Origin of the sequence: Metabacillus sp. cB07, assembly GCF_016839225.1 — a bacterium.
In the GTDB taxonomy this organism is placed as follows: Bacteria; Bacillota; Bacilli; order Bacillales; family Bacillaceae; genus Bacillus_P; species Bacillus_P indicus.
Genome location: NZ_CP069296.1, coordinates 673,389 through 693,311 on the forward strand (window position 1 = coordinate 673,389; position 19,923 = coordinate 693,311).

Genomic DNA, 19,923 nt, shown 5'->3' on the forward strand with positions numbered 1-19,923 from the left:
TTCTTTTTTTCTGACTCTATCATTATATTGGAAAATTTTCTGAAAGAGTAGAAGTTTGGAAAAATATGACGAAATATAAGGGAGAGAGGTCAGAAGGAGGAAAAAGATGAAGAATTCATCCTTAAAGAAGAGCAATGAAGAAAATGTAAATGCAACTCTGATGAAGGTGTTTGTGGCTGCGGCCATTGTACTTGCACTGAACAATGTTTTGCAGATTGTTATGTACGGATTGCCGGATCTGACGGTTATTAATATAGCTTACCAGCTGTTCTTTTCCTTATTTTTAATACCTGTCATTTATTACAGAGTTTCTGAAAAGAAAGAACGATTCAAAAACCTGTCAATAGGCAGTATGATCATATTTGCCTTTGTCCTGCATACTGATTCGTGGGTAAACGTGCCGTTTGTCTGGCTCATACCGCTTGGAGTTGCCGGTCTGTATGCGGATTTTCAGCTTATGAAAAGAACATTTATCGTTCTGATTCCGCTTTTGCTTAGTGCCCAGTTTTCTCATCTTTGGCTGGCTGACAAACTTGTCATTGAAACCAGTTTAAACCGGTCTGTGCTGACAGCTGTTTACTATGGCATTCAATTTATCCTTATCGGGATATTATTTTTAAATAGTACAAAAAGGTTTTCAGAGATGCTGGATGAAAGTGAAGCTTTAAAGGGTCAGCTTAATGGACTGCTTGATTCCGTTCAGGAGTCTGCAAGGCAGCTTTCAGAGCATGTTTCCCACTTGAATCACATCGTTTCAGATTCCAACAGCGGTGTCATCGAAGTCAACCAGTCCATCCAATCCATTCATCAGGATTCACAGCATTTGTATAAAACAATGGATGGTGCGGTGACTGAAGTCAGCAGCATGTATAAGCAGCTTGAAAATTCGCTGACGTTTACACAGCAGCTTGACAGCAATGTAGACCTTGCGATGGAAATGATTGAATCCAATAAAGTTAACTTGAATAAAACGGTGGAATCAATTGATAAAATCAAAGATTCATCTGCTTCATCGATGGATAATGTCCAGCTCCTTGCCCGGAAGACAAACGAAGTAGAATCTGTGATGGAACACATTCAGGCAATCGCGGATCAGACAAATCTGCTTGCATTGAACGCAGCGATAGAAGCTGCGCGCGCGGGCGATCATGGCAAGGGATTTGCAGTAGTGGCAAATGAGGTCCGCAAGCTTGCCGAACAGTCATCTGAATCCTCCGTCATGATTCAAAGCATTCTTCAGGAAATCCTTGCTGCAAAAGATAAAGTAATTGGAGGGCTTCATCATACAGATTCTATCGTTAAAAGCAGTGTAATTTCTATTTCAAATGCAGCAAATGACTTTGACCGGCTGATTTTAATTCAGGAAGGAAACAATCAGCATCTCCATGAACTGGTAAGAATTATTGAGGAGCTTCAGCATAATGGCAACAGTGTGAGAATTGGCATAAATCAGCTCAGGTCACAGTACAGTGGAAATGAGGACAGAATTTCTGAAGTGGCATCTGTCATGGAACAAATGAGTGCATCTCTTCAGGAAATCGCCTCATTTGCTGAAGGAGTTGATGAAAAAGCGGCAATGCTGCATGCCGCAGCAGAAGAAAAAACCGCAGGTTAAAATTCATACTTTTTTATTCTCTAGTAAATACTAGTAAAAAAGCTATTCAGGAGAAAAAAATGAATGTATTGATTATTCTTGCGCATCCAAATCCGGAAAGCTACAATGCGGCTATTTGCGACGCTGCCGAACAGGAGTTCAAAGACAAGCAGTATAATGTGCGCAAACGCGATTTGTACCGGATGAATTTTAATCCTGTTTTAACTGAAAACAGCTACTCGCACTTTTACCAGGATAAAATACCTGCCGATATACAGGCTGAACAGAAAGACATTACCTGGGCTGATTTTCTTGTTTTTGTTTATCCTACATGGTGGTCTGGAATGCCAGCGATCATGAAAGGCTATTTTGACAGAGTGTTTACGAACGGATTTGCATTCAGATATTCAGATGAAGGGCCGGTCGGACTGCTTAAGGGCAAACAGGCCCTCATTTTTCAGACAACCGGACTGCCTGAAAAAGTGCTTAAGCCGCCTCAAATTACCATGGCCATGCAGGCGGCTTTTGATATCGGTATTATGGACTTCTGCGGTATCGAGGTCCTGGCCCATAAGTTTCTGTATAGTGTCGAATACATTGATGAAGAAACGAGAAAAGTCATGCTGAATGAAGTGAAGGAAGTTGTTGAAATGGTGGGACAGCAGCAGTAGGGAAGGCCTCTTATACGAGAGGTCTTTTTGGTTTGCTTAGAAAAAAATTCTTCCCCACTTACGGTTTTCCTACTTAAAACACAAAAATAGTCATGAACATAAACCTTTCGTCCAGTTTAACAGAGTAAAGAGAAGCACTTTTCCTGTCCAAAGTCTCAGTCCTGTCTTCCGCAACAGGTTCTGCAGTAGGATTTTTATGTTGTGAAAACCTTTGCAATATACTTCTATTATTTTTAAATATAGAGGTCTATTTCCCAATAAACAGTTCTGCTTTCATGTGATAGATTAGTAGAGAATAGAAGAGCAAGAAAATTCTTCTAGAATAGGATTGTTGAGGAGCTGAGCGAGTTTGGGGAAGAATGTTAAAATGACGGCTTTGGCAGCATCGGTTTGTTTGGCGGGAAGTCTTGTATTTTTGCCTGACGGAAATGCGTCTGCTGCACAAATGAACGGGCAGCTGCAGGAATTAAAAGCAAGTCAGGTATCATCGTACAGCAGTGAGTACAGGACAGGCGGCAAAGCGATGTTCAAGATGGACAGCTATGCAGACAAGCTTCCAAAGAGCGTTTTAAAGAAGCTTGAGGCAAGTGCAAAAAATTCGCTGTATGTGGTTCAGCTTAATGGACCTGTGACAGAGGCAGACCGTGCGGCTATTACGGATGCGGGCGCCGAAATCATGGAGTATGTGCCGGATTTTGCATTTGTTGTGAAAGCAGAGAAGAGCGCAGTAAAAGCTTTAAAGAAAAAGCAGGAGATTTCATCGATTACAGCCTATCTCCCATTATATAAATTGGATCCCGCTCTCGTTGAAGAGGGATTTGGAAAGCTCCTTGATGTTGAGCTGAAGGATACAGCTAAAAATAAGAAGAAGTTTGCAAAAAGAACGCTGAATGAGATTATTGAACTGGCAAGCCGCGAGGATACCCTGTTTGTCGGCAAGTCAAATACATTTCAGCTGCACAATGATGTCGCCGCAGGCATTATGAAAACAACAACTGCAAGCAGCACATACGGTTTGTCAGGTGCAGGCCAGACGGTTGCGGTTGCAGATACGGGTCTTGATACAGGACGAAATGATTCCTCGATGCACGAAGCATTCCAAGGCGGGAAAATCAAAGCTCTGTATGCCCTCGGCAGAACGAACAATTCAAGTGATCCGGACGGCCACGGAACGCACGTTGCAGGATCTGTTCTTGGAGATGCACAGTTTAAAGGGATGGCACCAAAAGCAAGTCTTGTCTTCCAGTCTATTATGGATGCAAGCGGCGGGCTCGGAGGACTTCCGAGCAACCTGAACACGCTGTTTTCACAAGCCTACAGTGCAGGTGCGCGCATTCATACAAATTCATGGGGAGCTCCTGTAAACGGCGCGTATACGCTTGAATCAAAGCAGGTGGATGAATATGTCTACAATAATGACGATATGACTGTGCTTTTTGCAGCGGGCAATGAAGGTCCCAATGCGAAAACGCTAAGTACACCGGGAACAGCTAAAAATGCGATTACGGTCGGTGCTTCTGAAAATAACCGTCCTTCGTTCGGAACGTATGCGGACAACATTAACCACATTGCCGCGTTCTCATCAAGAGGATTAACTTCCGACGGACGTGTAAAGCCTGACATCGTGGCCCCTGGAACGTTTATTCTTTCAACACGTTCTTCACTTGCGCCGGATGCAAACTTCTGGGCGACGTATAACAGCAAGTATGCCTATATGGGAGGAACGTCAATGGCGACACCGCTCGTTGCGGGAAATGCAGCTCTTCTCCGCGAGCATTTTATTAAAAATAAAGGCATCACCCCGAAGCCGTCCTTAATTAAGGCTGCCTTTATTGCAGGTGCACAGGACACAGGTCTAGGTTATCCAAACGGAAATCAGGGATGGGGCCGGGTAACAATGGACAAGTCTGCACAAGTTGCCTTTGTAAATGAAACAAAAGCACTGAGAACTAGCGAGAAAGCCGCATACAGCTTTAATGCAGTCAGCGGAAAACCGCTTAGAATCGCCCTTGCGTGGACGGATTACCCAGGTAACCCATCTGCCTCGGTTTCCCTTGTGAACGATTTGGATCTTGTCATCAAATCTCCGAGCGGAAAAACCTATACAGGAAACGACTTTACGTCTCCTTATAATAGTGAGTGGGATGGAAGAAACAACGTGGAAACAGTCATCCTTCCAAGTGCTGAAGCCGGAACGTATACCATTGAAGTACAGGCATACAACGTGCCGACGGGAACACAGGATTTCTCTTTTGCTGTTGTTCAGTGATAGATAGACAAAAAAACGGGCGTCTTCATTGAAGACGCTCGTTTTCTTTTTTATATTCAATAACAGCCATGCTCCAATATTTCAGAGAAGGCAAAGTCATGATGACATTGTTGCCTTTTTGAGTAAAAGAAACAGTCTGGGGAATTCCTTCTTTCGCGTCAGGACTTGCCATCCAGATGTTTTTGATCTTCCTGGGTTCAGACAAACGGATGGACACGTTTTTGCGAAGCGCAGGCTCCGGCTGCGTGCCTGATGTATCCCGCCATTCCATGGAGTCCGCTTCCGTAAAATTAATAAAATGGAGCATCTTCTGATGGCGGTTTTGTTTGGCAAACGACCAGACCGCTCCTTTTTCTGGAACAGAGGTAATCTTTACATCTGAACGGCTCTCAATCTCATTTTCCGTTTCTTTTAAATCCCGGCTGCGGAGAAGAGTCTGATAGGCTGTCAGAAAATCATAATAACGAATTAAGCCTTCTGAGAGCTCATGATCACTTTTCAGCTGATGATGGGGGAAATATTCTTTTGACAGCATATGCTCGCCAAGCTCCAGATGGGCTCCGCCGCTTGCGAAAATGACGCTGTTTGTTAAAAAGATGCCTGGCGGGTTGAATGTGCCTTTTTTATCTGAAAGGTCATAGTTCATGTAGGCAGCAAGGACGGTGTTCATTCTGCTGTCTGACATGGTTCTGTTGTCGTCAATGATTTTCTTCAGATCACCATAGTTTTTGAAAGGATCCCAGACTTCTGTGTACAAAAAGTCCGCCGGAGCTGACGATATATTCTCCTGGCCGTACTGATTGACGGCGTTCATCACAATTCGTTTTTCAGGTGATTGTGATTTAGCGTAGTGGATAAATTCATCAAAGCCGTCTGCGAGATTAACAGATTTCCCTTGAGAATCATACACTGCTCCGCGGTCCCCGAGCTGGTCGATGTGCCAGCCATCAAAATCAAGAGCCTGATAGACTTGCTTCTGCCTGCCGATCAGATAATCCTGCCAGCTGCGGTCATTGGAGTTTGCAAGGATGACATCACTTTTCCAGTCATCAGGGAGAGGGTGAAAGTCAGGTTCCTTTTGGTGCGGATCCTTAAACAGCATCCATTCCTTTTTGACCCCGTCTTTTTCTGCTCCGCTGAACGCTCCGTACAGAAGGTTGTAGGCCATGGCATTCATTCCGTATTCATGAGAAATCTCAATGTAATGTTTAACCGTCTCGAGTTGAACGTTTCTGCCTGCAATGTCCTGCCATTCAGGGGAAGGTCCGTTTTCTGTCATCTTCAGCGGCTGATGATGTTCGTAATGCCAGTCGTAAAACTGGATGCCGTTTATATGGTGACGATTCAGCTTTTTCAGCACAGAAGCGGCTTCTTTTCCACTGACATCGCCAAATTCGGATAGAAATCCGTAGCGGGGGAAAACAGACCAGCTGCTTGAAACGTCGACTGCGATGGTTTTAGCTTCTTTTTCGGACTGCACCTTTACGAGGTAGCCTTTAAAATCATCCTCGGGAGGCTTCCAGGACCAGACGGCTTTTCCGTTTTCGGCAGGTACGGTCTGGGTTTTGATTTTCTTATTCAGTTTCATATAAGTAATAGTAAGGCTGCTGGCGGAGCGTTCTGCAAGTGATGCCTCAAACCTGACAGGCTCTCCGGGTTCGTATCTTGCTTTGTCTGTGTGGATGTCAGTGATGTCCGATCTTTCCTTCTTTTCCGGAACGGGAGTGCTCTGGTTATTCTTATAGAGGAAAATAGCCAAAAGACAGCACAGGAGAGACAGCAGCAAAAGAAGTTTTTTTCTCATGTTTTCACCCTTGATAGAAAAGGGGACCGGCTAATGAACAGCCAGTCCCCCTTTTTTAATTTATTGCTTGATTCTTACATCCCTTTTTTCTTCAACCGGGATATTTACATAGAGCTTTTTGGCTTTTGCATCATAGAAGTATGAGCGGGATGTTTTTGTCATTTCATCCATGCTTGCAGCTGCTTTGTATTTTGCAGAGCCTGCTTTTACTTCTTTAGGTTTAGCCGTGTTATTCAGCTTCAATGTGTATTTCTCAAGCTTGGAATCATAGTTTTCAACAAGTTTCTTCTGTTTGAAGACGATGTCTTTTCCGCGTTTTTCCACTTTCAGGCTTGTTTCGTTATACTCGCCGTTTTCATGGTCAAGTGTTTTGCCGTCATCCTCATAGAAGCTGTACTCTGCTTTATCAGTCAGGTACGTATCAAGAATCAGGTCCGTAAGCGGCTTTTCGTCTGTGTACTGCTGTACATCGCGGTTTGGAACGATCGAGTTTTTCTTCACAAAGATCGGAAGGTGCTCAAGCGGAGCAGAAACGCTGATCGTTTGGCCGCCTGTGTATTCTTTTCCTGTCCAGTAGTCAACCCAAGTTTCATTTTCCGGAAGGTAAACGTCACGGCTTATCTGACCTTGTTTGACAACAGGTGCAAGCATCAGGGAATTTCCGAACATGAACTGGTCGCTGATGTCATATGTGTTTTCATCTTCCTGGAACTGATAAACAAGAGGCTGCTGAACAGGTGATCCTGATTCTGCAGAATCCTGGAATGCGTTGTACAGGTAAGGAAGAAGCTTGTAGCGCATTTCAATGTATTTCTTGCTGATGCCTTCAACTTCAGGTCCGAAAGCCCAAGGTTCCTGACCTTGCTTCACTTCTGCTTTTGCATCACTATCGTAATGAATGCGTGAGAATGGAAGGAACGCTCCAACCTCAATCCAGCGTGCGAACAGCTCTGCATCAGGACGCTGCGCGAATCCGCCGATGTCATTTCCTACAAAAGAAATACCGGACATGCCGATGTTCATGTTCATAGGAAGAGACATTTCAAGGTGTTCCCAGTTACTTACGTTATCGCCAGTCCAAAGTGCGGCATAGCGCTGCGATCCTGCGAACATATCACGTGTTAAAACGAAAGGACGAGTGTTTGGCTTGTGTTTTTCCCAAGCGCGGTACGTAGCGTCTGCTTCGTCGTGTCCATACAGGTTATGGTATTCGGTATGGATGATTTTGTTGTCTTCATAGCCAAAGTACGAATCAAGAGGCATTGTATGATTGTGTTTTTCATCATCAAGGAATACAGCAGGTTCGTTCATGTCATTCCAGATGCCGTCAATTCCCTGGTCAAACAGAATGTTGTGCTTGCCTGCCCACCATTCACGAACTTCTTCTTTAGAGAAATCAGGGAAAGCTGAGTCTCCAGGCCAGACAGGTCCGATGAACGGAGTGCCGTCAGCATTCTTTGCCCAGAAATCATTTTTTGTGCCTTCCTGGTACATTTGATAGTTTTCGTCTTGTTTCACCGCCGGGTCGTTGATGGCGATTGCTTTGAATCCAGGCATTGTTTTAAGTGTTTTAAGAGCGTTTTTGTACTCTTCACTCCAAGTGAAGACACGGTATCCGTCCATATAGTCGATGTCAAAGTGCATCGTATCAAGCGGAATTTCTTTCTCGCGGTATGTTTTTGCCACATTCAGAATTTCGTCAGCTGTGTAGCCCCATTTACTTTGGTGAAGGCCAAGAGACCATTCTGCAGGAACGTCCATTTTTCCAGTCAGTTCTGTGTAGCGGTCAAGAACGTCTGAAATTTCCGGGCCGTTCATGAAGTAATAGCTCAAGTCTCCGCCATTAGCGTAGAAGTAGTAGTAGTCATCAGATTCAGAGGCCATTTCAAAATAAGAACGGTGGGAGTTGTCAAAAAGAATTCCGTAGGCACGTTCATTTTTCAAGCCGATAAAGAATGGAATCGTTGTGTATAAGTATTTTGTATCTTTGTTATAGGCGTAGGCATCTGTGTTCCACATTCCGATGCTTTTGCCGCGTTTGTTGACTTCAAGGCCCGACTGCTCGCCGAATCCGTAGAAGTTCTCGTCAGGATTTGTTTTCTTCATGACATACGGCTTTCCGCTTTCATAGCCGGCCGAACCGTTGTTCATGTAGTCTTCATTGATGACATTACCTTTTTCATCCATGAATTTGACGCCGAATTGAGATTTTTTAATATGAATAATAAGTTCTTTTGTACGAAGTTCGTAGTGATCTTTTTTATCTTTTACAGAGAATCTTGGGGTTTTCCAGTCTTTTTTGGAGATGGCCGGTGTTTCCTTTTCTTTTTCGCCTTTTTCAAGGACGGTTACCTTAGCAAGATCTTCATCAAGGATACGTATGTATGCATCGTTTGTTCCTAGATCAAGTTTGACGCCGTTGTTCAGGCGCTTCATGCCTTTAACTGCAAGCTTCTGAAGGTTCTCTTTGTTCAGCGGCGTATCAGCTTCCGGCTGAGTTACGGCTGATGCGCTTGGTGCAAAGCCTGAAAAAGCCATGACTACTGCAAGTGCGGAAGCAAATACAGTACGCTTCATATTTTTCGATTGTTGCATCATGTCACCTCTTTGAAATTTTTGTGTGTATGGCACATGAAAACTATAGAGAAAAGTTGTATATACAGGCAACCCCCATAAAACTTGAAACATGAGAGAGTCCATGTGCCCAGGCACGCTGCTATTACTGGAATGTAAGCGATCATGAAACTTTGTGAAAAGGGTAACAGAAAAAAATGAAAATGAATCAATCTGTCCAGGTGTTTTTCATATATGACAGAAAACAGGCCATAACACACATGACATGTAACAAATGTCACATAGAGCGTTTACAAGCGGGTTTTTCATAAAAATAATCCTCAGGAAATTTACAAAACGGATTGACAGTATTACAAATTGGTCATATAATTACTTTGAATTCAAGATATTTTAATTAAAAGTATTATTCATCTCTTTGCCGCATATATGGTAAAGAGGGCAAATTTTTTTAGTCATATATCTCGAATTAAAAATAATTTGTGAAGGATGATTAGCATGCTTGATTTAGGACTTTTACTGATTCGTCTTGTTGTCGGATTATCATTTATGGCTCACGGGGCACAAAAACTGTTCGGCTCTTTCGGGGGACACGGACTGAAAGGGACTGGGGGATTTTTTGAATCGATCGGCATTAAGCCGGGCGTTGCCATGGCGCTGATTGCGGGACTTGCAGAATTTGCAGGAGGAGCGCTCTTTGCAGCCGGCTTGTTTACACCGCTTGCAGGTGCTGCGCTGGCAGGAACGATGCTTGTTGCGATATTCAAAGTTCATGCACCGAATGGCTTCTGGGCTTCAAACAACGGCTACGAGTTGAACCTGACACTTCTTGCGGTGGCTGTCGGCGTTGCCCTTACAGGTGCAGGTGCTTATTCACTGGATGCACTTTTCTTTTAATGCGGCATGAAAAAAGGAACTCACATTTGAGTTCCTTTTTCAATTTCTATAACGAATGGAGATTCTGTTTCCAGTCTTTCAAGAATTCTTCTTTTCTGATAGAGCATAATGCCTGCTTCAGCAATGTCTTTGATCATTGAACGGTTTGTATAGGCGCCGAAAAGCATGCCGGCTACAGGGACCATCTGCAGAAGTTTTTTCAGGCCGAAATGGTCACGGTATGTGTAGACAACCTCCCGCCAACCCTGCAGTTTTGAAAGCATGTCCGCAGGCTTTGCGCTGCGTCCATAATAGCTTGAAAGTTCGTTTAGAATCGCTTCTTTTCCAACTACGTCGGCAGAGGCAAACTGCAGGCATTTCACGATGAAAATGCGCTCCTCTTTTACATCAGGATCATAGCCGTAGATGACCGCGATTTCCTGCAGGGTTTTCAGTGAAAGACCAAGGATGACAGGGATGTCCACGGCAAGAGTGAAAACTCCGCCAAACCCGGTCGTTGCTCCCTGAACGGTCGCGACATTTCCCCTGTTTGTTTTCAGGTCGCCGCTTACAATGTTCATGACATTCAAGGGGACGGTTTTCAGGTCATCAATTGTTTCAATTGTTTTATCAGGCACGAGCTGCTGCATCTTTTTCAGCATACCGTTCTTCTGAGTTAAGTATTTTCCGCCGCCCTGGATGAAGCTTCCGAGCTCATCAAGAAGGACGCCGATTTTCTTTTGAATAAATGCCGGCGTCAGTTTATCAAGAATCTTAAAAGGAATCCGGCCGATTTTCTCCCAGAAAAACAGGCCTTTCTGATCGTCTTCCCATTCCTCAATTTCTTTTAAACGTGCAAGAAGCTGTTCCTTTGTTTCCACCGTTCACCGCGCCCTTTCCCTGGCTTTTTCTTCATTTTAGCAAAAGGGAGCAGGAAAAAGAAAAAATGAAGCATATTTTTTGGATTTTGCCGAAGTTTATCAGATAATAGGGTTATTCTGAGTTTCAGAAAGGAGATACAACAATGGCAAAAAATCTGCAGGATACAACAGCTTTACATAATGGAGTGAAAATGCCCTGGTTTGGCCTTGGCGTCTTTAAAGTGGAAGACGGAAATGAGGTTGTAAACTCTGTTAAATGGGCAATCGAAGCAGGCTATAAAAGCATCGATACCGCTGCAATTTACGGAAATGAAGAGGGCGTGGGACAAGCCATCAAAGAAAGCGGCATCGCGCGCGAAGAGCTTTTCATTACGACTAAAGTATGGAATGCTGATCAGGGCTATGATTCTACCCTTAAAGCATTTGACGAAAGCATGAAAAAGCTTGGTCTTGAGTATCTTGATCTTTACCTTGTTCACTGGCCGGTCAAAGGCAAGTACAAGGAAACATGGAAAGCTCTTGAAACACTTTACAAAGAAGGAAAAGTAAAAGCAATCGGCGTAAGCAACTTCCAGGTTCACCATCTGAAAGATGTCATGGAAGACGCTGAAATCGTTCCTATGGTAAACCAGGTGGAATACCATCCGCGCCTGACTCAAAAAGAGCTTCATGCTTTCTGCAAAGAAAACAGCATTCAGCTTGAAGCATGGTCACCGCTTATGCAGGGCAAACTGCTAGACGACGCGACACTGACAGAAATTGCAGAAAAACACGGCAAGTCTGTCGCTCAGGTCATCTTGCGCTGGGATCTTCAAAATGGCGTAGTCACCATTCCAAAATCAGTGAAAGAGCACCGCATTTACGACAATGCAGCCATCTTTGATTTCGAATTGACACAAGAAGACATGGAACGCATCGACGGCTTAAACCGCGACGAGCGTGTAGGTCCGGATCCGGATAACTTTGATTTTTAATTGTATGCTGAATGAGGCTGTTCTTGATGAACAGTCTTTTTTTATGCTTTTTTTTCGTAATAAGGTTTCGTGTAAACTCGGTAAACTCCAGTGGATTGCAGCGGAAGGCACTTGACTCCTGCGGGATGAAGAGGGCACTGAAGATCCCGCAAGCGCAGCGAGGAAGCTTCAGGCACTCCCCGCGGAAAGCAAGTGACTGGAGCGGAAAGGAACGGGTAGTGCAGTAACGCATGCTTATGGCGCTATCTTATAAAAATTGAGAAAAATCCATGTCCGAATTTTTCAAATTTGATATAATCAAAATGGATGAAACAGTAAAAGGAGACGTGCCGGCTAAATGAAGAAATTATCATTTTTTCCGATACTATTAATTGCTGCCGGACTTTGTTTGACAGGCTACGGGGGCTTTCAGATTGCAGAAACCCACCTTAAAACGAATCAGTCTCTTGCGGATGCAGAAGCCATCATCAAAGCCTCTGCAAGCTCCAAAACGGAAATGCCGACTCAGGAAAACCGGTACGAGGCTGAAACAGGCGATGCTGTCGGCATTCTGAAAATTGATCGGCTTGACGCCGAGCTGCCAATCGTCGAAGGGACAGACCCGGATGACCTGGCCAAGGGAGTCGGACACTACAAAGGCAGCTATTACCCGAATGAAAACGGGCAGATTGTTCTTTCCGGACACAGAGACACGGTCTTCAGAAAAGCCGGGGAGCTGAAAATAGGCGACTCGCTTGTTGTCGCCCTGCCTTACGGAGAATTTGAATACCGCATCAAATCGACAAAAATCGTCGATGCCGATGACCTCAGCGTGATTACTCTTCAAAATGAAAAAGAAGAACTGATCCTGACAACGTGCTATCCATTCAGTTTCGTCGGAAGCGCACCGGAGAGGTATATTATTTATGCTGAAAAAGCGGAATGAGATTGGAGAGAGGCAGCTTGATCATTAGAGAATTAAAAACAGATGCAGAATTTAAAGAAGCCTACCCTGTCATGTCCCAGCTGCGGGTGAATCTGAGCGAAGAGGATTACCTGGGGCTGCTTGAGCCTATGCAGAAACAGGGCTACAGGCTGCTTGCCCTGTATGATGAAAACAAGATAAAAGGACTGGCAGGCATCATCGAACTGACGAACTTCTATAATGAAAAGCACATTTACGTCTATGACCTTGTGACGGACGGAGCTTCAAGATCCAAGGGGTACGGGGAAAAACTTCTTCACCATATAGAAGAGCTTGCGAAAGAATCCGGCTGCGGCATGATTTCACTGAGTTCAGGCAATCAGCGGAAGGACGCACACCGGTTTTATGAAGAAAAGATGGGCTTTGACAGAGTAAGTCACGTTTTTAATAAAAAGCTGTAAAAAAAATGCTCCGGACAAGGTATCCGGAGCATTTTTTTTTTTGTTAAAGAAACTCCAGCCGCACAAGCAGGTCTCTCATATCCTCAGGAAACGGAGCAGAGACATCAATTTCTTCACCTGTGAATGGATGCATGACGGATATTTCCGATGCATGAAGCGCCTGTCTGCGAATAAGATTCTGATTGCCGCCGTACAGGACATCTCCCGCAATCGGAAAGCCGATGTGGCTGACATGGACACGGATTTGGTGTGTTCTGCCTGTATCAAGCTGCAGCTTCAATAGAGATACATCAAATTTACGGGTATATCCTTCGCGCTTAAAATGCGTAAGAGCTGGTTGTCCTCCCGGTGAAACTCTCCTTCGGGACGGGTGGTGCCGGTCTTTTCCAATTGGATGATCGATGCTGCCTTTTTTCTGCTTCACTTCGCCTTGGACTACGGCCGTATAGGTTCTCTTTACTTTTCGTTCTTCAAGCAGCCGGTCAAGCACCGCATGCGACAAGGCATGTTTCGCAAAAACGACGGCACCTGATGTATCCCGGTCGAGTCTGTGAATATGCCTGATTTTCCGTGATAAGCCGTTCATCTGAAAATGGAAAGCGATCCCGTTTGCAAGAGTCCCCGTTTGAGACGGCTCATTCGGATGAGTGTCCATCCCTGCCGGCTTGTTCACAATAAGGAAATGATCATCCTCGTATAAAAAATCAAGCTCCATATATTCAGCAGCGGTGCCGCAATCCTCTTCTTGAAATACCCGTATCATAACGGAATCCGATTCTTTCAGCGGCTGCGTCCAGTCCGTGTCTTTCTCATTCACTTTGACATCTTTGTTGATTCTGAAACTATGGGCAAGTCCTTTCGGAACATGAAGTTTTTCTTTTACCATTTGCTGAAGTGACACTCCCGCCCACTCTTTCTTGACAGGTAATATCAGCCATTCGCCTTTGCGTTTCATTCTTTGTCCCCCAACTGTGAGTAGTTCTTCAAGTATACTAAACCATCTATTTGGATGTCCAAGCTATAAACGGAAACACTTACCTCTGCTTAGCGGTTTGGAGCTATGTTAAAGTTGTAGTAAGACAAAGAGTGAGCAGCAAAGAGGTGAATAGATTTGAGGATTGTGTTTGCATCAACCGAGGAACAGGAGCATTACATTGAAGAGCTGATTCAAACGATGTACGAAGACATTTTTCCGCGGTATTTCTCTGATGAAACGATTGATCAGCTTGATGAACTTTCAGTACTGAAACCCCATTCAGAAGACCTCCACTATAACGGAACTCTGAAAGAAGCCTTTCAGATCATGTCGAGTCTTCAGGCGCTGACGGCGCTTCTGGATCATTTAGATGATCAGCAGGGGGACGAACAGCGGAATTTGTATAACCGCAATATCAGCATTTTAAAAAAGTACGGCTACAAACTTCCGCTGACATTTGATCATTTTTTGGCTTCAAGGGAAAAAGCTGAGGAAGTGAGCAAGTACGGAAAGCCGGCGAATAAGTGGATTGTGTAAGGAATGAAAAAAGGGGACACGGCTGTGTCCCCTTTTTGCGTTGATCGTTTATTTCCATTCGCTGAACAGGTCTTTAAAGAAAGCCCCGTCGTTATATCCGACTACACGGTCAACTTCTTTTCCGTTTTCGTATTTAACGAGAGTAGGCGTTGATTCGATGCCGTATTTTTGCCAGCCGTCTTCGAACTCAAGAAGGTTGAACTGTCCGATTTCAACACCTGCATCATCAGCTGCAGGCATAAGTTCAGGAGTTGTCCGTTTGCAGTGTGAGCATGTCGGGCTGAAATAATAAACGATGAAATCTTCTTTTTTGTCCATTTTTTCATCTACTTCTTCAGGAAGAATGATGCTTTGATAGTTTGGATCGTCAAGCTGATCAACCGTTGCGGAGTTCAGCTCATCCTTGCCGTATGGATTGCCTTCTGATTTTTCCGATTGCTGATAGGTTGTGACAAAGGCCAAGCCTCCGAAAATGACTAAGAAAATACCTGCAAATATCAAGATCTTTTTCATATTATCGACCTGCTTTCCATTTTCTGTGTATCGTAAAGCTTGCTGCAAAAATAATTGAAAATCCGATTAATGCGAGAAACGGGATCGTAATAAATCCAAGCCAGTTAATATACTCCCCCGTACATGGGACAATACCGCAAGCGGCTGAATTATCCCCGATAAAATCAATCTTCTGGACGGCGTAGTGGTAAATGGAGATTGCTCCGCCTATGCCTGATAAAATCATCGTGTAAAAGGCAATCTGATAATCTTTTTTAATGACGGCAATCCCAAGGATCACGACCAGCGGGTACATGAGGATCCGCTGATACCAGCAGAGATTACATGGAACAAAATCGAGAATCTCTGAAAAATATAAGCTGCCGAGCATCGAAATGAAGGACGCTCCCCAGGCGGTAAACAAAGCATTTTCTATGTATTTTTTCTCTCGTTCAGACACACTATCGCCTCTCCATCAATAAGGTTACACGACATATTATAGTTGCCGGGCCCATTCTTGTAAAATGAAAGCGCCTTTTGATAGGGGTGCGCCCCGGATATCACTCCCCAAACACTCCCCATTTTCTTTCTTTTTAAAATCCGTTATATAATGAACATACTACTTGATAGGAGGGGCACACAGTGATCAAAGCAATCGTTTTCGATTTTGACGGACTGATATTGGATACAGAAACGCACGAGTATGAAGTGCTCCAGGAAATTTTTCAGGAGCATGGGAGCGAGCTTCCGATGCAGGTGTGGGGAAAAGTCATTGGTACATCCTCAAATTTTAACCCGTATCAGTATTTAGAAGAGCAGATTGGGAAAACGCTGGTGCATGAAGACTTGGCGGCTCTGCGAAAAGAAAAATTCGCCAAAAGAATGGAAACAGAAGGTCCGCGACCAGGCGTTGAAGCCTACTTGCTGGCTGCACAGGACCTTGGACTGAAAATCGGTCTGGCCTCAAGTTCCAGTTATCAGTGGGTTTCCACCTATCTCAAATCACTGAACTTATTTGATTATTTCGAGTGCATCCGCACCTCTGATGATGTGGAAAAAGTAAAGCCAGACCCGGCCCTTTACATAAAAGCGGCAGAATGCCTTGGCCTGAAGCCTGAAGAATGCCTGGCTTTTGAAGACTCAGCAAACGGGGCACTTGCAGCAAAGCGTGCGGGAATGTTCTGCACCATTGTTCCAAACAGTGTGACGGCCCATATGGAATTTGCAGAGATTGACCACAGGCTTGAATCAATGGCAGAGATGGAGCTTGCAGAAGTGATCAGAAAAATTCAATCAAATCGTTAACATGTTTTAAACCGGTTTCTAGCGGGAATAAATTGCTGGTAAGAAATAAAGGAGCGATTTTTGTGACAGATACAATTGACTTATCGAAATTTGAGAAAAAGATGATTATCAGAAATATTGAAGACAAAGACATAGATGAAATTCTGGCTATGCAGGCGCTTTGTTTCCCCGGTATGGTTCCGTGGAAAAGGGAGCATCTTGAAAGCCATCTTGAACATTTTCCCGAAGGGCAGTTCTGTGCTGAATTTGAAGGCAAAATCATCGGTTCTTGTTCGAGTCTGATCATCAACTTTGATGAATATGACGACAGGCACACATGGGATGATATTACAGACAACGGCTACATCACCAACCACAATCCGGACGGATACAATATGTACGGCATCGAGGTCATGGTGCATCCGGATTACCGCAGGATGAAAATAGGCCACAGACTTTACGAAGCAAGGAAGGACCTAGCAAGAAGGCTGAACCTTAAGAGTATAATCATCGGAGGAAGAATCCCGAACTATCATAAATTTGAAAAAGAGCTTTCGCCAAGGCAGTATGTGCAGGAAGTGAAGCAGCATAAAATTTATGATCCTGTTCTGTCTTTTCAGCTGCTGAATGGCTTTACGCTGATGAGGATCAATCCGAACTATCTCCCTGATGACAGGGCTTCGGGCAAATATGCCACGCTGATGGAATGGAACAACGTTGATTACCTTCCAACCTCAAAGCGCTATTACAAAACGGCTTTTCCGGTGCGCATTTGCGTAGTTCAATATCAGATGAAGCAAATCAATTCGTTTGAGGAATTTGCAACACAGGTTGAGTACTACACAGACGTTGCTTCAGATGCTTCCGCTGATTTTGCGGTATTCCCGGAGCTGCTTACGACCCAGTTAATGTCGTTCCTGGATGAAAAATCACCGAGCAGGGCCATCCGGAGGGTAACGGAATATACAGAGGAATACATCAGCCTGTTTACAGAGCTTGCTGTAAAGTATAACGTGAATATTATCGGCGGTTCTCATTTCGTTGAAGAAGACAACGGGAAAATTTTCAACGTGGCCTATCTTTTCAGAAGAGACGGCACCATTGAAAAGCAATACAAAATCCACATTACGCCGAATGAGCGCAAATGGTGGGGCATCAGCAGGGGCGACGACATTAAAGTATTCGATACCGACTGCGGGAAAATCGCCATACAGATCTGCTATGATATCGAGTTTCCAGAGCTTGCGCGGATTGCTGCAGACAAAGGGGCAAAAATTATCTTTACGCCTTTCTGTACAGAAGATCGTCAGGGATATCTCCGTGTCCGCTACTGTTCACAGGCGCGAGCAGTTGAGAATCAGATCTATACGGTTATTTCGGGAACGGTCGGAAACCTTCCGCAAACGGAAAACATGGATATCCAGTATGCGCAGTCAGCCATTTTCGCACCGTCTGACTTCGAGTTTGCAAGAGACGGGATCGTCGGGGAGTGCAATCCGAATATTGAAATGGTCGTCATCGGAGATGTTGACCTCGAGATCCTCCGCAGACAGCGCCAGTCCGGCACAGTCAGACAGCTCAAAGACCGCAGACATGACGTGTACGGGATTCGTTATAAGAAGAACTGATTTGGATTTATTGGAGACAGAGATTTTCTTTGTCTCTTTTTTATGGAAGACTTTAAGAACACTTTCCAGATGCCAGAGCTGAGACAAAGTGTTCTAATCGGGTCTTAAGAACACTTTCCAGATGCCAAAGCAAAGACAAAGTGTTCTAATTGGATCTTAAGAGCATTATCCAGATGCCAAAGCATAGACAAAGTGTTCTAATTGGATCTTAAGAACATTATCCAGATGCCAAAGCAAAGGCAAAGTGTTCTAATCGAACTTTAAGAACACTTTCCAGATGCCCAAACACAGACGAAATGTCCTAAACAAAACGGTAAGACCACTTTCAAACAAAAGTGAAAAGAAATCATGTCCCACTCACTGCCCCCTTGAGTTGTCATCCCGTATATAGTACATTCCTTATATGTCATTATTCATAAAAACAACTAAAAAATGGAAGGAGGACGATTTATGAGTTTTGAAGGCCAGCAAATTCTGCCTGCAATCCGCAATATGAAGCAGTTTGAACGGTTTCTCGACAGTCCTTATACATACGGCGTGCTTCTTGATACACACCTTGGACAGGTGAGGAATATTGTCCGTCTAGCCAATTCTTCGAACAAGAAAATGCTGATACACGTGGATTTGATTCAGGGGCTGAAGCATGATGAGTATGCTGCGGAGTTCATCTGCCAGGAGGTTAAGCCTGCGGGGTTGATCTCGACAAGGTCCAATGTGATTGCGAAAGCAAAGCAGCGCGGGATTTATGCGATTCAGCGGCTGTTTTTGCTCGATTCGAGTGCCCTTGAAAAAAGCCTTGAGCTGATTGCGAGGACAAAGCCGGATTATATTGAGGTTCTTCCGGGGCTTGTTCCTGGCTTGATTGCAGAGATTAAGGAGAAAACGGGCATTCCGATTTTTGCAGGAGGCTTTGTGAAAACGTCAGACGAGGTGCATCAGGCGCTGCAGGCAGGGGCTACGGCAGTTACTTCATCTGAAATGGATTTATGGAAAAACTATCAAAAACTATAAGAAATTTCTGTTGACACCGCTTTCATTAGCATGTACCATAAGGGCAAGTTAATAAATGTGACGGAGAAACGGAGATCCACAGCAGTACTTTACATTTTTGTAGAGGTATTTGCTGTGGATTTTTTTCTTTCCCGTGCATTTAAAGAATTGGAGGAATTATAAATGACTGCTTTTTGGGGAGAAGTTATCGGTACAATGATTTTAATCGTGTTTGGAGGCGGTGTCTGCGCCGGTGTCAGTCTTAAAAAATCATTCGCCCACCAGTCAGGATGGATCGTCATCACGATGGGCTGGGGATTTGGTGTAGCAATGGCTGTATATGCCGTTGGCGGTATAAGCGGCGCGCATTTAAATCCGGCAGTGACATTTGCACTTGCTTTTTCGGGATCATTTGAATGGAGCCAGGTGCCATCATACATCGTTGCACAGTTGCTTGGAGCATTCCTTGGGGCAGTGCTTGTGTACTTGCAATACTTGCCGCACTGGAAGGAAACAGAAGATCCAGGGGCGAAGCTCAGTGTCTTTTCAACAAGCCCTGCAATTCCGAATTATTTTGCGAACTTTATCAGTGAAGCCCTTGGAACATTTATTTTTGTCCTTACATTGCTTGCCATCGGAGCGAATACTTTTACAGAAGGCTTAAATCCTCTAATTGTAGGATTTTTGGTTGTTGCCATAGGGCTGTCGCTTGGAGGGACAACAGGCTATGCCATCAATCCTGCGCGTGACCTTGGACCAAGACTTGCACATTTTGTGCTTCCGATAGCAGGAAAAGGGAGCTCGAACTGGAAATATGCATGGATACCGGTTGTTGCGCCGCTTGCAGGAGGTTCATTTGCCGCAGTCTTTTACAATTACGTTTTTAAGGGTACTATGAGTACTGCATTCTGGTATGTAGCTGCAGCACTAGTTTTCATGCTTTGCGTTGTTTATGCGATGACGAAAAAACAATCCGCGCAGCGTTCAGCCGTTTATTAAAACTTTTGAGGG

18 protein-coding genes are annotated in these 19,923 nt (G+C 44.3%); 12 read left to right on the plus strand and 6 right to left on the minus strand.

Going from position 1 to position 19,923, the window contains the following annotated elements:
* Positions 1–106: 106 nt before the first annotated feature.
* The 3 genes from JOJ89_RS03530 (at position 107) to JOJ89_RS03540 (ending at position 4,534) form a co-directional block, all read left to right on the plus strand.
* Entirely contained in the window at positions 107–1,615 is a 1,509-nt protein-coding gene (locus JOJ89_RS03530; protein WP_203289593.1) for a methyl-accepting chemotaxis protein, read from the plus strand.
* A 59-nt stretch (positions 1,616–1,674) separates the two neighbouring features.
* Positions 1,675–2,265, plus strand: a complete 591-nt coding sequence (locus JOJ89_RS03535) for an NAD(P)H-dependent oxidoreductase (protein ID WP_029567222.1) — start codon at positions 1,675–1,677, stop codon at positions 2,263–2,265.
* 349 nt (positions 2,266–2,614) lie between these two features.
* Positions 2,615–4,534, plus strand: a complete 1,920-nt coding sequence (locus JOJ89_RS03540; protein ID WP_203289594.1) for a S8 family serine peptidase — start codon at positions 2,615–2,617, stop codon at positions 4,532–4,534.
* 25 nt (positions 4,535–4,559) lie between these two features.
* On the opposite strand, the gene JOJ89_RS03545 is transcribed toward JOJ89_RS03540, so the two are convergent.
* Together JOJ89_RS03545 and JOJ89_RS03550 are read right to left on the minus strand one after the other, a co-directional pair.
* The gene (locus JOJ89_RS03545; protein WP_203289595.1) at positions 4,560–6,338 is read right to left on the minus strand and encodes a glycoside hydrolase family 66 protein; all 1,779 of its coding nucleotides are present in this window, start codon (positions 6,336–6,338) and stop codon (positions 4,560–4,562) included.
* Between the two features lie 60 nt (positions 6,339–6,398).
* Positions 6,399–8,936 (minus strand): glycoside hydrolase family 31 protein, encoded by a 2,538-nt coding sequence (locus JOJ89_RS03550; RefSeq protein WP_242524656.1) that lies wholly within the window; start codon positions 8,934–8,936, stop codon positions 6,399–6,401.
* Positions 8,937–9,407: 471 nt separating this feature from the next.
* Here JOJ89_RS03550 and JOJ89_RS03555 point away from each other — a divergent pair, with 471 nt between their 5' ends.
* Positions 9,408–9,806, plus strand: a complete 399-nt coding sequence (locus tag JOJ89_RS03555; protein WP_203289596.1) for a DoxX family protein — start codon at positions 9,408–9,410, stop codon at positions 9,804–9,806.
* A gap of 20 nt (positions 9,807–9,826) precedes the next feature.
* Here the strand turns inward: JOJ89_RS03555 and JOJ89_RS03560 are convergent, their stop codons facing one another.
* Complete coding sequence (locus JOJ89_RS03560) at positions 9,827–10,666, minus strand: EcsC family protein (RefSeq protein ID WP_203289597.1); 840 nt, start codon at positions 10,664–10,666, stop codon at positions 9,827–9,829.
* A gap of 143 nt (positions 10,667–10,809) precedes the next feature.
* Here JOJ89_RS03560 and JOJ89_RS03565 point away from each other — a divergent pair, with 143 nt between their 5' ends.
* The 3 genes from JOJ89_RS03565 to JOJ89_RS03575 all read left to right on the plus strand — a co-directional run bounded on the left by JOJ89_RS03565 (position 10,810) and on the right by JOJ89_RS03575 (position 13,005).
* Positions 10,810–11,640, plus strand: coding sequence for an aldo/keto reductase (locus JOJ89_RS03565; RefSeq protein ID WP_203289598.1), 831 nt, complete (start codon positions 10,810–10,812; stop codon positions 11,638–11,640).
* A gap of 337 nt (positions 11,641–11,977) precedes the next feature.
* A complete protein-coding gene (locus JOJ89_RS03570) occupies positions 11,978–12,565 on the plus strand; it encodes a class D sortase (RefSeq protein WP_203289599.1) in 588 nt (195 codons plus the stop codon).
* A gap of 17 nt (positions 12,566–12,582) precedes the next feature.
* Positions 12,583–13,005, plus strand: coding sequence for a GNAT family N-acetyltransferase (locus JOJ89_RS03575; RefSeq protein WP_242524657.1), 423 nt, complete (start codon positions 12,583–12,585; stop codon positions 13,003–13,005).
* 43 nt (positions 13,006–13,048) lie between these two features.
* Here JOJ89_RS03575 and JOJ89_RS03580 read toward each other — a convergent pair whose 3' ends face one another.
* A complete protein-coding gene (locus tag JOJ89_RS03580) occupies positions 13,049–13,960 on the minus strand; it encodes an RluA family pseudouridine synthase (RefSeq protein ID WP_203289601.1) in 912 nt (303 codons plus the stop codon).
* Positions 13,961–14,125: 165 nt separating this feature from the next.
* Here JOJ89_RS03580 and JOJ89_RS03585 point away from each other — a divergent pair, with 165 nt between their 5' ends.
* Positions 14,126–14,518, plus strand: a complete 393-nt coding sequence (locus JOJ89_RS03585; protein WP_242524693.1) for a DUF5365 family protein — start codon at positions 14,126–14,128, stop codon at positions 14,516–14,518.
* A gap of 48 nt (positions 14,519–14,566) precedes the next feature.
* Here JOJ89_RS03585 and JOJ89_RS03590 read toward each other — a convergent pair whose 3' ends face one another.
* Both JOJ89_RS03590 and JOJ89_RS03595 read right to left on the minus strand, forming a co-directional pair.
* Entirely contained in the window at positions 14,567–15,031 is a 465-nt protein-coding gene (locus JOJ89_RS03590; protein WP_029285324.1) for a thioredoxin family protein, read from the minus strand.
* Between the two features lies 1 nt (position 15,032).
* Entirely contained in the window at positions 15,033–15,470 is a 438-nt protein-coding gene (locus tag JOJ89_RS03595; protein ID WP_203289603.1) for a disulfide oxidoreductase, read from the minus strand.
* Positions 15,471–15,652: 182 nt separating this feature from the next.
* Here JOJ89_RS03595 and JOJ89_RS03600 point away from each other — a divergent pair, with 182 nt between their 5' ends.
* The 4 genes from JOJ89_RS03600 to JOJ89_RS03615 all read left to right on the plus strand — a co-directional run bounded on the left by JOJ89_RS03600 (position 15,653) and on the right by JOJ89_RS03615 (position 19,911).
* The gene (locus JOJ89_RS03600; protein WP_203289604.1) at positions 15,653–16,315 is read left to right on the plus strand and encodes an HAD family hydrolase; all 663 of its coding nucleotides are present in this window, start codon (positions 15,653–15,655) and stop codon (positions 16,313–16,315) included.
* 101 nt (positions 16,316–16,416) lie between these two features.
* Positions 16,417–17,922 carry a GNAT family N-acetyltransferase gene (locus JOJ89_RS03605; protein ID WP_406818037.1) on the plus strand — a complete coding sequence of 502 codons (1,506 nt, stop codon included), beginning with the start codon at positions 16,417–16,419 and terminating at the stop codon, positions 17,920–17,922.
* Between the two features lie 450 nt (positions 17,923–18,372).
* Positions 18,373–18,933 carry a glycerol-3-phosphate responsive antiterminator gene (locus tag JOJ89_RS03610; RefSeq protein WP_029567229.1) on the plus strand — a complete coding sequence of 187 codons (561 nt, stop codon included), beginning with the start codon at positions 18,373–18,375 and terminating at the stop codon, positions 18,931–18,933.
* A gap of 162 nt (positions 18,934–19,095) precedes the next feature.
* Positions 19,096–19,911, plus strand: a complete 816-nt coding sequence (locus JOJ89_RS03615) for an MIP/aquaporin family protein (RefSeq protein WP_203289605.1) — start codon at positions 19,096–19,098, stop codon at positions 19,909–19,911.
* Positions 19,912–19,923: the final 12 nt, after the last annotated feature.

What these genes read in the sequence shown, in the direction of transcription:
- JOJ89_RS03550 (WP_242524656.1), bottom strand. Translation starts at nt 8,936, where the DNA reads ATGATGCAACAATCGAAAAATATGAAGCGTACTGTATTTGCTTCCGCA.
- JOJ89_RS03590 (WP_029285324.1), bottom strand. Translation starts at nt 15,031, where the DNA reads ATGAAAAAGATCTTGATATTTGCAGGTATTTTCTTAGTCATTTTCGGA.
- JOJ89_RS03580 (WP_203289601.1), bottom strand. Translation starts at nt 13,960, where the DNA reads ATGAAACGCAAAGGCGAATGGCTGATATTACCTGTCAAGAAAGAGTGG.
- JOJ89_RS03555 (WP_203289596.1), top strand. Translation starts at nt 9,408, where the DNA reads ATGCTTGATTTAGGACTTTTACTGATTCGTCTTGTTGTCGGATTATCA.
- JOJ89_RS03545 (WP_203289595.1), bottom strand. Translation starts at nt 6,338, where the DNA reads ATGAGAAAAAAACTTCTTTTGCTGCTGTCTCTCCTGTGCTGTCTTTTG.
- JOJ89_RS03610 (WP_029567229.1), top strand. Translation starts at nt 18,373, where the DNA reads ATGAGTTTTGAAGGCCAGCAAATTCTGCCTGCAATCCGCAATATGAAG.
- JOJ89_RS03615 (WP_203289605.1), top strand. Translation starts at nt 19,096, where the DNA reads ATGACTGCTTTTTGGGGAGAAGTTATCGGTACAATGATTTTAATCGTG.
- JOJ89_RS03530 (WP_203289593.1), top strand. Translation starts at nt 107, where the DNA reads ATGAAGAATTCATCCTTAAAGAAGAGCAATGAAGAAAATGTAAATGCA.
- JOJ89_RS03565 (WP_203289598.1), top strand. Translation starts at nt 10,810, where the DNA reads ATGGCAAAAAATCTGCAGGATACAACAGCTTTACATAATGGAGTGAAA.
- JOJ89_RS03535 (WP_029567222.1), top strand. Translation starts at nt 1,675, where the DNA reads ATGAATGTATTGATTATTCTTGCGCATCCAAATCCGGAAAGCTACAAT.
- JOJ89_RS03605 (WP_406818037.1), top strand. Translation starts at nt 16,417, where the DNA reads ATGATTATCAGAAATATTGAAGACAAAGACATAGATGAAATTCTGGCT.
- JOJ89_RS03570 (WP_203289599.1), top strand. Translation starts at nt 11,978, where the DNA reads ATGAAGAAATTATCATTTTTTCCGATACTATTAATTGCTGCCGGACTT.